The 14,147-nt window shown below is 64.3% G+C and carries 14 protein-coding genes; 4 read left to right on the top strand and 10 right to left on the bottom strand.

The window, feature by feature from the left end:
• Positions 1 to 57: 57 nt before the first annotated feature.
• On the bottom strand, positions 58 to 312 hold the full coding sequence (gene rpsP, locus HDG34_RS16765; protein WP_013090118.1) for a 30S ribosomal protein S16: 255 nt from the start codon (positions 310 to 312) through the stop codon (positions 58 to 60).
• Between the two features lie 171 nt (positions 313 to 483).
• Here rpsP and HDG34_RS16760 point away from each other — a divergent pair, with 171 nt between their 5' ends.
• Both HDG34_RS16760 and HDG34_RS16755 read left to right on the top strand, forming a co-directional pair.
• A complete protein-coding gene (locus HDG34_RS16760) occupies positions 484 to 1,668 on the top strand; it encodes a sorbosone dehydrogenase family protein (RefSeq protein ID WP_184061360.1) in 1,185 nt (394 codons plus the stop codon).
• 191 nt (positions 1,669 to 1,859) lie between these two features.
• A complete protein-coding gene (locus HDG34_RS16755) occupies positions 1,860 to 2,327 on the top strand; it encodes an NINE protein (RefSeq protein ID WP_090801282.1) in 468 nt (155 codons plus the stop codon).
• A gap of 35 nt (positions 2,328 to 2,362) precedes the next feature.
• Here HDG34_RS16755 and HDG34_RS16750 read toward each other — a convergent pair whose 3' ends face one another.
• Both HDG34_RS16750 and HDG34_RS16745 read right to left on the bottom strand, forming a co-directional pair.
• Complete coding sequence (locus tag HDG34_RS16750) at positions 2,363 to 3,514, bottom strand: PA0069 family radical SAM protein (RefSeq protein ID WP_184061359.1); 1,152 nt, start codon at positions 3,512 to 3,514, stop codon at positions 2,363 to 2,365.
• A 145-nt stretch (positions 3,515 to 3,659) separates the two neighbouring features.
• The gene (locus HDG34_RS16745) at positions 3,660 to 4,148 is read right to left on the bottom strand and encodes an Lrp/AsnC ligand binding domain-containing protein (RefSeq protein WP_090801287.1); all 489 of its coding nucleotides are present in this window, start codon (positions 4,146 to 4,148) and stop codon (positions 3,660 to 3,662) included.
• 179 nt (positions 4,149 to 4,327) lie between these two features.
• Between HDG34_RS16745 and HDG34_RS16740 the strand changes: the two genes are divergently transcribed.
• Positions 4,328 to 5,614, top strand: a complete 1,287-nt coding sequence (locus HDG34_RS16740) for a D-amino acid dehydrogenase (RefSeq protein WP_184061358.1) — start codon at positions 4,328 to 4,330, stop codon at positions 5,612 to 5,614.
• Between the two features lie 139 nt (positions 5,615 to 5,753).
• On the opposite strand, the gene HDG34_RS16735 is transcribed toward HDG34_RS16740, so the two are convergent.
• From HDG34_RS16735 to HDG34_RS16710, 6 genes are all read right to left on the bottom strand, one after another.
• Positions 5,754 to 7,544, bottom strand: coding sequence for an acyl-CoA dehydrogenase (locus HDG34_RS16735; protein ID WP_184061357.1), 1,791 nt, complete (start codon positions 7,542 to 7,544; stop codon positions 5,754 to 5,756).
• Between the two features lie 98 nt (positions 7,545 to 7,642).
• Positions 7,643 to 8,590, bottom strand: a complete 948-nt coding sequence (locus HDG34_RS16730; RefSeq protein ID WP_184061356.1) for an electron transfer flavoprotein subunit alpha/FixB family protein — start codon at positions 8,588 to 8,590, stop codon at positions 7,643 to 7,645.
• Positions 8,591 to 8,603: 13 nt separating this feature from the next.
• Positions 8,604 to 9,353, bottom strand: a complete 750-nt coding sequence (locus HDG34_RS16725; protein ID WP_184061355.1) for an electron transfer flavoprotein subunit beta/FixA family protein — start codon at positions 9,351 to 9,353, stop codon at positions 8,604 to 8,606.
• 235 nt (positions 9,354 to 9,588) lie between these two features.
• Complete coding sequence (locus HDG34_RS16720) at positions 9,589 to 10,386, bottom strand: MetQ/NlpA family ABC transporter substrate-binding protein (RefSeq protein WP_184061354.1); 798 nt, start codon at positions 10,384 to 10,386, stop codon at positions 9,589 to 9,591.
• A 48-nt stretch (positions 10,387 to 10,434) separates the two neighbouring features.
• Positions 10,435 to 11,088, bottom strand: coding sequence for a methionine ABC transporter permease (locus tag HDG34_RS16715; RefSeq protein ID WP_184061353.1), 654 nt, complete (start codon positions 11,086 to 11,088; stop codon positions 10,435 to 10,437).
• A complete protein-coding gene (locus HDG34_RS16710; protein WP_184027716.1) occupies positions 11,078 to 12,112 on the bottom strand; it encodes a methionine ABC transporter ATP-binding protein in 1,035 nt (344 codons plus the stop codon). Before HDG34_RS16710 ends, HDG34_RS16715 begins: the two co-directional genes overlap by 11 nt.
• A gap of 239 nt (positions 12,113 to 12,351) precedes the next feature.
• Between HDG34_RS16710 and HDG34_RS16705 the strand changes: the two genes are divergently transcribed.
• Positions 12,352 to 13,257 carry an alpha/beta hydrolase gene (locus HDG34_RS16705; protein WP_184061352.1) on the top strand — a complete coding sequence of 302 codons (906 nt, stop codon included), beginning with the start codon at positions 12,352 to 12,354 and terminating at the stop codon, positions 13,255 to 13,257.
• A gap of 27 nt (positions 13,258 to 13,284) precedes the next feature.
• Here the strand turns inward: HDG34_RS16705 and HDG34_RS16700 are convergent, their stop codons facing one another.
• Positions 13,285 to 14,094: an enoyl-CoA hydratase gene (locus tag HDG34_RS16700; protein ID WP_184061351.1), complete on the bottom strand. Its 810-nt coding sequence runs from the start codon at positions 14,092 to 14,094 to the stop codon at positions 13,285 to 13,287.
• Positions 14,095 to 14,147: the final 53 nt, after the last annotated feature.

The raw sequence follows: 14,147 nt of genomic DNA, 5'->3' as shown, positions 1-14,147 counted from the left end.
CGCGAGTTGCGCGAGCCGCCGGCCGAACCGACGACGATACGCCTGCGGGCCGCCATATCAAGCAGCCGGCTGCGCCTTTTGCGCTTCCTTCACGAGACGTTCGACGGTCGGCGACAGTTGCGCGCCAACACCTTGCCAGTACGTCAGGCGATCCTGAGCGATACGCAGGGACTCGCCCTTCGTAGCGACCGGGTTGTAGAAACCGACGCGCTCGATGAAGCGGCCGTCACGACGGCTGCGCGAGTCGGTGGCGACGATGTTGTAGAACGGGCGCTTCTTGGAGCCGCCGCGAGCCAAGCGGATGATGACCATACTAGAATCCTTGAAAACCGGGGTTCGGAACGACTGAAACACGCGATTATAGCGGGAAACCGACGCCATAACAAACACTTACCGGGATAAACTGCGGAACCGGGCTGCACCCACCTTCTACAAGAGGTGCGAGAACCCGTTCAAACGCCCGAATTACCTGAAGGAGCGCCTGTGCAACGCCAGCCGAAACTCCCGTTTCCGTTCGCCTTTTGTGCCTTTTTCGTACGCTTTGCTGGACTTTCGCGCACCTCGTGCAGCCGGATTCTACGTGCGGTAGCGGCCGCGGTTATCGCCGCGCAGGCGTTGACGGCAATCGCCGCGCTGCCCATCGAGAAAATCAAGCTGCCGCCGGGCTTTCACATCGAAGTGTTGTCGGACGAGGTGCCGAGCGCGCGCGCGATGACGTTGTCGCCCAAGGGCATTCTCTACGTGGGCAGCGACGATGGCCATGTGTATGCGCTCGAGCTGCGGAACGGCCGCGTGACGGGTCACCACGTGATCGCGTCCGGGCTGCAGATGCCCGCCGGCGTCGCGTGGCGCGACGGCGCGCTGTATGTGTCGGCCGTGTCGAAAATCGTGCGCTTCGATGCGATCGACTCGCACCTGAACGATCCGCCGAAACCGGTCGTTGTCACCGACAAGCTGCCGACGGACACGCATCACGGCTGGAAATTCATTGCGTTCGGCCCGGATGGCAAGCTGTACGTGCCGCAAGGCGCGCCGTGCAACATTTGCCAGAGAGATCCGGACCGCTTTGCGATGATTGGCCGCATGAACCCGGACGGCAGCCACTACGAGGTCGTCGCGCGCGGCATCCGCAATTCGGTCGGCTTCGCGTGGCATCCGGTCACCCACGAACTGTGGTTCACCGACAACGGTCGCGACCTGCTCGGCGACGATATTCCGAGCGACAAGCTCAACCGCGCGCCGCATGTCGGCATGAACTTCGGCTTTCCGTACTGTCACGGCGGCGACACGCCCGACCCCGAGTTCGGCAAGGATCATCCGTGCAGCGAATTCACGCCGCCAGTGGTCAAGCTTGGCGCGCACGTGGCGGCGCTTGGCATGCGCTTCTACGACGGCCCGATGTTTCCAGCCGACTACCGCAACAATATCTTCATCGCCGAGCACGGCTCGTGGAACCGCAGCAAGAAGGTCGGCTACCGCGTCGTGCGCGTGATCACCGACCCTGACGGCAGCCACGCACGCCAGCAGGTCTTTGCCGAAGGCTGGCTGCAACCCGGCGAATCGGTCTGGGGCCGCCCCGCCGACGTGTTGCCGCTGCCAGACGGTTCGCTACTGATCAGCGACGATACCGCCGGCGCAATCTATCGCATCACGTATTCAGCGCCGTAACGCGCGGATGCACGCATGCCCGGCTGAACTCACCCTGAGCCAGGTCCGGCGCATCTCGCCGCCCCGCTTTCAGCCTGGGCGATCGTCCTCCACGTGACCACCCGCGCGCCGCAGGCGTAGAATGCGCGTCGGTCCGCGCCCCCCGCGGCGCGCCGCTCCTTTCGACCGCCCGTCACTCTGCCCACGCGTTCATGCCCACCGCTGCCTCGACTTCCCCGCGCTTCAGATCCAAGACGCTCACCGCCGCGTTGGCGTTCCTGTTCGGCAGCCTCGGCGCCCACCGCTTCTATCTGTATGGCACCCGAGACATCTACGGCTGGGCGCATCTACTCGGCACGCTGATCGGCATTCCCGGCGTGATGCTGCTGGTCGCGACCGAGCGCGCGTCGATCCTGGGCTGGGTGCTCGCGCCGATCGGCGCGGTTTCGCTGTTTGCCGCGTTTCTGGCGGCGCTCGTCTACGGGCTGCGTCCTGATCAGAAATGGGATGCGCAATTCAACACCCACACGCAACGCAAAAGCCGCTCCGGCTGGACGGTCATTTTCGTCGTGATCTTTTCGCTGCTGATCGGTGCGTTTCTGCTGATGACCGGTCTCGCGCTCGCGTTCCAGACCTACTTCGAAAGTCAGGTCGAAGCGGCCAAAGCGATTTCGCAGTAATGCCCCGTGGCGGGACCCGCAGACGTTCCTGCGCGCTAGAAAAGCCTCAGTTGCGGATTGTCGCGCGCCGGTGCGCTCACCTGTTCGGCGCGCGGCGGCTCGATCCGGCGGAAATGCGACATGTCGAGAATGCCGCGGTCGCGCCCGTTCAACCCTAACCGGCGCACGGCCTTGTGAAAGCGCTGCCTGAGCAGATCCGCCCATAAGCCCTCTCCCTTCATGCGGGTCGAGAACGAAGAATCGTAATCCTTGCCGCCTCGCATGTCGCGCACACGGCTCATCACGCGCTCGGCCCGATCCGGGAAATGTGCGCCCAGCCAATCCTTGAACAGCGGCGCGACCTCCCACGGCAGCCGCAGCACGATATAGCTCGCATTGCTGGCGCCCGCTTCGGCGCATGCTTCGAGCACGCGCTCCATATCCGGTTCGGTGACGAACGGGATCACCGGCGCGATGCTGACGCCGACCGGAATGCCCGCCTCGCTGAGCGTACGGATCGTGCGCAGCCGGCGCGACGGCGTGGCCGCGCGCGGTTCGAGCGTGCGCGCGATGTCGGCGTCCAGCGTGGTGATGGTGATCGCCGCCATGAATTGCCCGCGCTCGGCCATCGGCGCAAGCAGGTCGATGTCGCGCTCGATCAGCGATGATTTGGTGATCGCCGCGAACGGGTGGTTGCGCTCGCTGAGCACCTCGACCACACGACGCGTAAGACGCAAGTCACGTTCGGCCGGCTGCCATGCATCGGTGGCGACGCCGAGCGCGATCGGCTCGGGTACATAGGATTTCTTCGACAGTTCCCGCTCGAGCAGTTCGGGCGCGTTGATCTTCGCGTAGATGCGGCTTTCGAAATCGAGCCCGGGCGACAAGCCCAGGTAGCTGTGCGTGGGCCGCGCGAAGCAATAGATGCAGCCGTGTTCGCAGCCCCGGTAAGGATTCAGCGACACATTGAACGGAATGTCCGGCGACGCATTGCGTGTGAGGATGGTTTTTGCGCGCTCCTCGAACACCTGCGTGCGCAGGACCTTCGGCTCCCCGTCTTCGTCGGCCGTCTGCCAGCCGTCGTGGACGGCTTCGCGCTGGTCGACTTCGTAGCGGCCTTGCAGGTTCGTGACCGCGCCGCGCCCCTTGCGAGGCGCCGGCGGCGCGATCGGAAATTCGGGAATGTCAGGGGTGTCGGGGTCATCCACGGCGGGCCACGCAAAGCAAACACAAACGGGAAGCGCCAAAGGAAAGCGGCGCAAAATACCTGTATAAATATACAGTGTTTACGCCGTTTGTCGAGCACTTCGTTGGTCGCTTGATGCGCGTCCAACCCCGTCAGTGAACCGGCACCTACTCGCCCACCGCGATCGTCAGCGTCTCCTTGATTTCCTCCATCACCACATAGCTCTTCGACTGCACCGCGCCCGGCAGTTGCAGCAGGATATCGCCGAGCAACTTCCGGTAATCGGCCATTTCGCCGATGCGCGCCTTGATCAGATAGTCGAAATCGCCCGACACGAGGTGGCACTCGAGCACCTCGGGGATCTTCTGCACCTCGCGCCGGAACAGATCGAACATGTTGCCACTCTTGTGATCGAGCGTGATCTCGACGAACACGAGCAGCGCCGCGCCCAGCTCGGCCGGGTTCACGCGGGCGTAGTAGCCGGTGATCACGCCGTCGCGCTCCATCCGCTTGACGCGCTCGATGCACGGCGTCACCGACAGACCGACCTGCTCCGCCAGGTCCTTCATCGCCATACGGCCGTCCTGCTGCAGGAGCCGCAGGATCTTGTGATCGAGCTTGTCGAGAGCCCGCACGGGCTGGCGCTGGGTACGCATGGTGTTTTTTCTAAAAATGATGAAAATACAATAACAAAACCTGCCTCACTGTTAATAGTATAGCGGTTAACACTGGGCAAACGGCATTTCACCTCACATTGCAGCTCGCCGAATCGAATCAGATCGAAGCTCCGACGAGCGCCTTGCCTTCACTCAATTTTTGGATATCTGGAGCAGCTATGCGAGTCGTCGTTTTGGGCAGTGGCGTCGTCGGCGTGACGAGTGCGTATTACCTCGCGCGCGCCGGTCACGAAGTGACCGTTATCGATCGCGAGGCCGGCCCGGCGCTCGAAACCAGTTTCGCCAACGCGGGCCAGATCTCGCCGGGCTACGCTTCGCCGTGGGCCGCCCCGGGCGTGCCGCTGAAGGCCGTCAAGTGGATGTTCCAGAAGCACGCGCCGCTAGCGATTCGCGTCGACGGCACCGCGTTCCAACTGCAATGGATGTGGCAGATGCTGCAGAACTGCACGGCGCCGCGCTATGCGGTGAACAAGGGCCGTATGGTGCGGCTGGCCGAATACAGCCGCGACTGCCTGCAGGCGTTGCGCGCCGACACCGGCATCGAGTACGAAGGCCGCACCGGCGGCACGCTGCAGGTATTTCGCACGCAACAGCAGTTCGACGGCGCCGCGAAAGACATCGCCGTGCTGCAGGAAGCCAACGTGCCATACGAACTGCTGACGGCCGACGAACTCGCCAAGGCCGAACCAGCCCTCGCCGCGGTGTCGCACAAGCTCACCGGCGGCCTGCGCCTGCCCGGCGACGAAACCGGCGACTGCCAGATGTTCACGACGCGCCTCGCGGCGCTCGCCGAGGATCTGGGCGTCAAGTTCCGCTACAACACGTCGATCGACGCGCTCGCGATGGCGGGCGGCCGCATCGCCGGCGTGCAGTGCGGCAGCGAACTCGTGCGCGCGGATTCGTTCGTGGTCGCGCTCGGCTCGTATTCGACGCGCTTCCTCGATGGCATAGTGAAGATTCCGGTCTATCCGCTGAAGGGCTATTCGATCACTGCGCCGATCGTCGACGCGGCTGCCGCGCCGGTGTCGACCGTGCTCGATGAGACCTACAAGATCGCGATCACGCGCTTCGATGACCGGATTCGCGTCGGCGGGATGGCCGAGATCGTCGGCTTCGACAAATCGCTGCGCCAGGCGCGCCGCGAGACGCTCGAGCTTTCTGTGAATGACCTGTTCCCGGGCGGCGGCGACACGTCGAAGGCGACGTTCTGGAGCGGTCTGCGGCCGATGACGCCGGACGGCACGCCGATCGTCGGCCGCACGCCGGTGCCGAACCTGTTCCTGAACACCGGCCACGGCACGCTTGGCTGGACGATGTCGTGCGGCTCGGGCCAACTGCTCGCCGACTTGATGTCGGGCAAGCAGCCCGCGATTCGCGCGGACGATCTGTCGGTGCATCGCTATCTCGGCGAGACCGCGGGCGAGCATCGGCCGGCGTATGCGTGAGTTTGAGTGCGTGCGCTGACGCGGCCCTGGCCGCGGCGCAGGCCGCAACAAACAGCAGCCGTACAAACAAACGGCGCCTCGCGGGGCGCCGTTTGCATTTCAATGTGCTGCCGCGATGGCGGCCGGCATCGAGGCATGCTCAGAACTGGTCTTCCGACAAAGCCAGCACGCCCTCGCCCCCCTTCGCGCTGACGATCGCCACTTCGAGCGCCGTCGCCTGTGGCAACACGTGCTCGGCGTAGAACCGCGCGGTCGCGATCTTCGCGTCATGAAACGCTCGGTCCTCGTCGCGCTTCGTCGCCGCGGCAAGCTGCGCACGCGCCATCTGCCAGCCGCCCAGCACGATGCCCGCGAGCTTCAGATAGGGCACGCTGCCCGCGAACACCGCATTCGGATCGCCCTTCGCATTGGCGACGACGAAATCGACGACTGCGCCAAGCGCGCGCTGGCCCTGCGCGAGCTGTGTGCGCATCGATGCGAACGCCGCGCCCTGCTGCGCGCCAAGCGCTTCAACCGTTTCGGCGACGCCAGCGAGCAGTTCCTTCGCGACCTTGCCGCCGTCGCGCAGCGTCTTGCGACCGATCAGGTCGTTGGCCTGGATCGCGGTCGTGCCTTCGTAAATCGGTAGAATGCGCGCGTCGCGGTAGTACTGGGCAGCGCCGGTTTCCTCGATGAAGCCCATGCCGCCATGCACCTGCACGCCGAGGCTCGTCACGTCGATCGACAGCTCCGTGCTCCAGCCCTTCACGATCGGCACGAGGTATTCGTAGATCGCCTGATGCTTCGCGCGCGTCGCATCGTCCGGATGACGATGCGCGATATCGCAGTGCGAGGCCGCGAGGTAGGCGAGCGCGCGCGACGCCTCGGTGAGGCTGCGCATCGTCGACAGCATGCGGCGCACGTCCGGGTGCTGGATGATCGCGACCGACTGCTTCGCGGAGCCGTCCACGGGACGGCTCTGCACGCGCTCTTTCGCATACGCGACCGCCTTCTGATATGCGCGATCCGAGATCGCGACACCTTGCATGCCGACCGCGAAACGGGCGGCGTTCATCATGATGAACATGTATTCGAGGCCACGATTCTCTTCGCCGATCAGCTGACCGAGCGCGCCGCCGTGATCGCCGAACTGCAGCACGGCGGTCGGGCTCGCCTTGATGCCGAGCTTGTGTTCGATCGATACGCAGTGAACGTCGTTGCGCTCACCGAGCGAACCGTCTTCGTTGACGAGAAACTTCGGCACAAGGAACAGCGAAATGCCTTTCACGCCATCGGGCGCGTTCGGCGTGCGTGCGAGCACCAGATGCACGATGTTCTTCGCCATGTCGTGCTCGCCCCACGTGATGAAAATCTTCGTGCCGAACAGCTTGAACGAACCGTCGGCCTGCGGCTCGGCGCGCGTGCGTACGAGCGCGAGATCGGAGCCGGCCTGCGGTTCGGTCAGGTTCATCGTACCGGTCCATTCGCCGGAAATCAGCTTGGGCACATAGGTCTGTTTTTGCGCTTCGCTGCCAGCGGTTAGCAGCGCTTCGATGGCGCCGTCGGTCAGCAACGGACACAGCGCAAAAGAGAGGTTAGACGCGTTGAGCATTTCGATGCAAGGCGTCGCGATCAGCTTCGGCAGGCCCTGGCCTTCGTAGTCGAGCGGATGTTGCACGCCCTGCCAACCGCCTTCGGCAAACTGGCGGAAGGCTTCCCTGAAACCCGGCGTCGCAGTGACCACGCCATCCTTCCAGCTGCTCGGATTGCGATCGCCGTCGACGTTCAGCGGCGCGAGCACTTCGCCGCATAGTTTCGCCGACTCGTCGAGCACGGCCCGCGCGGTGTCGAGGTTCGCGTCCTCGAAGCCGGGCAGCTTCGCGATGTCTTCGAGTCCGGCCAGTTCTTTCATCACGAACAGCATGTCCTTGATGGGCGCCGTATAGCTCATTTCGGTTCTCCTCCCTTGATATGAAAAAAGGGCGCGGGACTTGGTCGGTCCTGCGCCCTTCGCTTGCTTTCGGCGGCCTCTTTCAGGCGCCGCGGCGCTTAGCCGAGTTCGCGCACGAGTTCCGGCACGAGGGTGAACAGATCGCCAACCAAGCCGTAATCGGCCACGCTGAAAATCGGCGCTTCTTCGTCCTTGTTGATCGCGACGATGACCTTCGAGTCCTTCATGCCGGCCAGATGCTGGATCGCACCCGAGATGCCGACCGCGACGTACAGTTGCGGCGCCACGATCTTGCCGGTCTGACCGACCTGATAATCGTTCGGCACGAACCCCGCGTCGACCGCCGCACGCGATGCGCCCAGTGCCGCGCCGAGCTTGTCGGCCAGCGGTTCCAGCACCTTCATGTAGTTCTCGCCATTGCCCAGACCACGGCCACCCGACACGATGATCTTCGCGCTCGTCAGTTCCGGACGATCGAGCTTCGTCACTTCGCGGCTCACGAACTGCGAGAGGCCTGCGTCGGCTGCCGCTTCGATCTTCTCGACCGCTGCGCTGCCGCCTTCGGCCGCGACGGCATCAAAACCGGTCGAGCGCACGGTGATGACCTTGATCGGATCAGCCGATTGCACGATCGCGATCGCGTTGCCCGCGTAGATAGGACGCTCGAACGTGTCGGCGCTATCCACTGCCGTGATGTCGCTGATCTGCGCGACGTCGAGCTTCGCGGCGATACGCGGCGCGATGTTCTTGCCGTAGGCGGTAGCCGGCGCGAGGATGTGCGTGTAGTGCTTCGCCGCATCTTGCACAAGCGTCAGCACCGTCGCTTCGACGTTTTCCGCGAGGCCTGCGGCCAGTTGCGGCGCATCGGCAAGCAGCACCTTGCTGACACCCGCGATCTTCGCGGCCGCATCGGCCGCGCCCTGCGCGTTATGTCCCGCGACCAGCACGTGAATATCACCGCCGATCTTCTGTGCCGCTGCGATCGTGTTCAGCGTCGCGGCCTTGATCGACGCATTGTCGTGTTCTGCAATTACCAGGTTCGTCATTTCTCGGGTCTCCTCACAGCACCTTCGCTTCGGTCTTCAGCTTCTCGACCAGCGTCTTCACGTCCGGCACCTTCACACCGGCGGAACGCTTCGGCGGCTCGGCGACTTTCAGCGTCTTCAGACGCGGCGTGACATCGACGCCGAGGTCTTCGGGCTTGAGCGTTTCCAGCGGCTTTTTCTTCGCCTTCATGATGTTCGGCAGCGTTACGTAACGCGGCTCGTTCAGGCGCAGATCGGTCGTGACCACGGCCGGCAGCGTCAGCGACAGCGTTTCCGCGCCACCGTCCACTTCACGCGAGACCGTCGCCTTGCCGTCCGCCACGACAAGCTTCGACGCGAACGTCGCCTGCGGCAGATTCGCCAGCGCGGCGAGCATCTGGCCGGTCTGATTGGAGTCGTCGTCGATGGCCTGTTTGCCGAGGATCACCAGTTGCGGCTGCTCCCTGTCGACGAGCGCCTTGAGCAGCTTCGCGACGGCGAGCGGCTGCAGGTCTTCGTTCGATTCGATCAGGATCGCGCGATCCGCGCCGATGGCGAGCGCGGTGCGCAGCGTTTCCTGCGCCTGCGCAACACCGGCCGACACGGCGATCACTTCGGTCGCGACGCCCGCTTCCTTCAGACGCACCGCTTCTTCAACCGCGATTTCGTCGAACGGGTTCATCGACATTTTCACGTTCGCGATATCGACGCCCGTACCGTCCGATTTCACGCGGACCTTCACGTTGTAGTCGACCACTCTTTTCACTGGCACCAGAATTTTCATGCACACGCTCCAAAGTTACGAATACGTCAACCCGATGAACATTATAGCGACTGCCCTCATGACAGCCGTGTCGCGGGCGCTTTGCGGGAGGATATCGCTCCTCAGCGGCGTAATGGCAATATCGAACGATCGTTCTATTTTAATCTCCAAAAAACCCGGGAGACAACCCCGGGTTCCGACTCAGACCTCTAATTTCGCATTGCCGTCGTGTTCTGCGAGGTCCGCGGGCGTTGCATCACCAGGAGGTGATTACCGAGCCGCCGAATTTGCTGTCGACGAACTGCTTCACTTCCGGCGAGTGGTACGCCGCGACGAGCTTCGCGACCCACGGCTTGTTCTTGTCCGCTTCGCGAATCGCGATCACGTTCACGTAGGGACCTTTCCGGTCCTCGATCGCAATAGCGTCCTGAGTTGGCTTGAGGCCCGCTTCCATCGCGAAGTTGGTGTTGATCGCGGCGGCATCGACATCGTCCAGCGAACGCGGAATCTGCGCCGCGTCAAGCTCGACGATCTTTAGTTTCTTCGGATTGTCGACGATGTCGAGCGGCGTCGCCTTCAGGCCCGCCTCGGCGCGCAGCTTCAGCAAGCCCTGCTTCTGCAGCAACAGCAGCGCGCGGCCGCCGTTGGTCGGGTCGTTCGGCACGGCGATCTTCGCGCCCGGCTGCAGTTCGGCGAGCGACTTCACCTTCTTCGAGTAGATACCCATCGGGTACGTGACCGTATCGGCGATACGGATCAGCTTGTAGCCGCGATCCTTCACCTGCGCCTGCAGGTACGGCTCGTGCTGGTAGCTGTTCGCGTCCAGATCGCCGCCCGCGAGCGCCGCGTTCGGCTGCACGTAGTCGGAGAATTCGACGATCCTGATGTTCAGGCCGTTCTTCGCCGCGACCATCTTCACGACGTCCATGATCTGCGCGTGCGGGCCGCCGGTGACACCAACCTTGATCGTGTCTTCGGCATGCGCCGCGGTGGTGGCGAAGAGCGTTGCCGCGCCGAATGCGGCGGCCAGCTTGAGAATGAAGCGACGTTGCATGATGGACCTTTTCCGAATCTTTATTAGCGGGCTTCCGAACGCCCTTGTTTATTTGTGGCTCAGACGACGCACGAGCCAATCCCCAAACGACTGCACCAGTTGCACGAACACGATCAGTATCAGCACGACCGCGAGCATCACTTCTGGCAGGAAGCGCTGATAGCCGTAGCGGATGCCGAGGTCGCCAAGACCGCCGCCGCCGATCGCGCCGGCCATCGCCGAATAGCCGACCAGCGACACGAACGTGATTGTCAACCCGGCGACCACCCCCGGCAGCGATTCCGGCAACAGCACCTTGAAGACGATCTGGCTGGTGGTCGCGCCCATCGCCTGGGCCGCCTCGATGAGCCCGCGATCGACCTCGCGCAGCGCCGTTTCGACCAGACGCGCGATGAACGGCGCCGCGGCGATCGTCAGCGGCACGATCGCGGCCGCGGTGCCGATTGACGAACCGACGACCAGTCGCGTAAACGGAATCACCGCGACCAGCAGGATGATGAACGGCGTCGAGCGCACCGCGTTGACGATCACGCCCATCACGCGATTCAACGCGACGTTTTCGAGCACGCCCTGGCGGTTGGTCAAATACAGCAGCACGCCGAGCGGCACGCCGACCACAGCGCCAATCAGTCCGGAGATGCCCACCATGATGAGCGTCTCCCAGAACGACTGGACGAACATATCGAACATTTCACTCAACATGCGAGAGCTCCTCCACTACGACACCCTGCTCGCGCAGAAACGTGATCGCCTGCGCGACCTTGGCCGGATCGCCGCCCGCGAGTACCGCGAGCGAGCCGAACGCCTGCCCCTGGATTTCGTCGATCTGGCCGTGCAGGATGTTGAAGTCGAGCTCGTAGCGGCGAATCGTCTCCGACAGGATCGGCTGATCGACGCCCGAACCGGTGAACGCGAGGCGCAGCAGATGGCCGCTGCCGGTCTTCAACCGCTGCGCGACGCGCGCCTTCATGGCGGGCGGCAGCTCCTGCGCGATCACGTCGCCGATCAGCGCGCGCGTGACTTCGTGGTGCGGCTGCAGGAACACGTCGATCACCTTGCCCTCTTCGACGACGCGGCCCGCGTCGAGCACCGCGACGCGATCGCAGACCTGCTTGATCACGTCCATCTGGTGAGTGATCAGCACGATCGTCAGGTTCAGTTCGCGGTTGATGCGCTTGAGCAGATCGAGGATCGCGCGGGTGGTTTCGGGGTCGAGCGCGGAGGTCGCCTCGTCCGACAGCAGTACCTTCGGCTTGCTCGCGAGCGCACGCGCGATGCCCACGCGCTGCTTCTGCCCGCCGCTGATCTGCGCCGGATAGCGGTCCTTCTGCGCCGACAGACCGACGAGCTCGAGCAGCGGCAGCACGTTCGCCTCGATCTCGTCGCGCTTCATGCCGGCCAGTTCGAGCGGCAGCGCGACGTTCTCGTACACGGTGCGCGACGACAACAGATTGAAGTGCTGGAAGATCATGCCGATCTCGCGACGCGCGTCGCGCAGTTGCGCGGCGGGCAGCGTCGTCAGATCGCGGCCGTTGACGAGGATGTTGCCCTCGGATGGGCGCGTCAGCAGGTTGATCGTGCGCACGAGCGTGCTCTTGCCCGCGCCGCTGCGGCCGATGATGCCGAACACCTCGCCCGCCGGAATCGTCAGATTGACGTTGTGCAGCGCCTCGACCCACCCCCGGGGCCCGGCAAACCGCTGGGAAACATTGCGTATTTCGATCATGGACAAACGAAAACGGCGGAGGCTGCCGGCGAGCATCGTGCTCCCGACAAGCGGCCGCCGTTTCTTTTATTGGGATTTGAGGTCGTCATTCTACCGCAGCGACGACATGCCCTTTAATAATCAATTTCGATCTTTTCATAACCTGCGGGCATTAGAGCCGCACCTTATGCACGAAGCTCACGCGCTTCGCGCCGCGACGACTATGATCGAGCCACCCTTCCTCAGCACAGGCCGCCGCCATGCAGACTTCTCCGAGCCACACCGTGCGCGCGAGCGCCGGCAGTCTCAATAAAGATGCGCCGCAGCGCGGGTCGGTGACGACCGGCGATGGCATCGAGTTGCCGCTGTATCGCTGGCGGCCGAACGGGCCCATACGCGCGACGGTCGCGCTGCTGCACGGCCTCGCCGAGCACGCCGGCCGTTACGCCGCCGTTGCGGGCCGGCTCAACGCGGCGGGCATCGAACTCGTCGCGATCGATCTGCGCGGCCACGGCCACGCGCCCGGCAAGCGCGCCTATGTGAAACGCTTCGACGACTACCTGCTCGATGCGCAGGCGCTGCTCGATGCCGCCGCGCAAAGCTGTGCGCCGTTATTCCTGATGGGTCACAGCATGGGTGGCGCGGTGGCGGCGCTGTATGCGATAGAGCGCCTCGACGCGAGCGGGCGGCGCCTCGCCGGCCTGATCCTGTCGAGCCCCGCGCTCGCGCCGGGCCGCGACGTGCCGAAGTGGATGCTCGCGCTAAGCCAGGTGATCAGCCGCGTCTACCCAACCTTCCCGGCGATGAAGATCGACCCTGCGCTGCTCTCGCGCCTTCAGCCGGTGGTCAAAGCCAACCTCAACGATCCGCTCGTGCATCACGACGCGATTCCGGCGCGCACGGGCGCCGAGCTGCTGCTCGCGATGGCGCGCATCGAACGCGGACGCGCGAGGCTGCGCATGCCGCTGCTCGTGTTTCATGGCACCGACGACAAAGTGACCGAGCCCGACGGCAGCCGCGCGTTCGGCGAGCACGCGGGCTCGCCGGACAAGACGCTCACGCTGCACGAGGGTAGCTACCACGAGACGATGAACGACCTCGATCGCGATCGGGTGATCGAGGCGTTGGTCGAGTGGATCGAAAGGCGGGCGGTTGGACCGGGTTGACAAGACGCGGCGCTTGCTGGCCGTCGACTAGCGCTTCCACTCCGGCGCGCGTTTGTCGATGAAAGCCTGCACGCCTTCGAGCGCCGAGTCGTCCATCATGTTGCAGACCATCGTCTGCCCCGCGAGCTGGTACGCGGCTTCGATACCCATTTCGAGCTGCCGGTAGAACAGACCCTTGCCCGCGCTGACAGCTTCGACCGGCTTCGCGCAGATGCTCGCGGCGAGCCGCGCGACTTCGTCGTCGAGCGCATCGGCTGGGGCGACGCGGTTCACGAGCCCCTGCTTGCGCGCTTGGGCGGCGTCGATGAAATCGCCGGTCAGCAGCATTTCGAGCGCGGCCTTGCGCGACAGGTTGCGCGACAGCGGCACCGACGGTGTCGCGCAGAACAATCCGAGGTTCACGCCCGATACGGCGAAGCGCGCGGTATCGGCGGCGACCGCGAGATCGCACATTGCGACCAGCTGGCAGCCGGCGGCGGTCGCGATGCCATGCACGCGCGCGATCACCGGCTGCGGCATGCGCTGGATCGTCAGCATCAGCTTCGTGCAGCGCGCGAACAGCTGCTGGTAATAAGCAAGCGATGGCGCCGCGCGCATTTCCTTCAGGTCGTGCCCCGCGCAGAACGCGCGGCCAGCGCCGGCGATCACGACCACGCGGGCATCGGTCTTCGCGATCCCGGTCAGCGTCTGCAGCAGTCCGTCGAGCAACGCTTCGGACAGCGCATTGAACGCATCGGGCCGGTTCATCGTCACACGCACGACGCCCGCTACGCGATATGCGTCGTGTTCGATCGTGACCGGCGACGCGTCGCCGGTGCTGGCGGGACTGGTGTTCATGGCTCGCTCCTCGGTGCGTGAATGTCGATTTTCGCTCGCTGGCTTTCGAGCCA

Origin of the sequence: Paraburkholderia sp. HC6.4b, from assembly GCF_014200875.1 — a bacterium.
Taxonomy (GTDB): domain Bacteria; phylum Pseudomonadota; class Gammaproteobacteria; order Burkholderiales; family Burkholderiaceae; genus Paraburkholderia; species Paraburkholderia tuberum.
The sequence above is the reverse complement of the archived record's forward strand: the minus strand, read 5'-3'. Positions and strand labels throughout refer to the sequence as shown.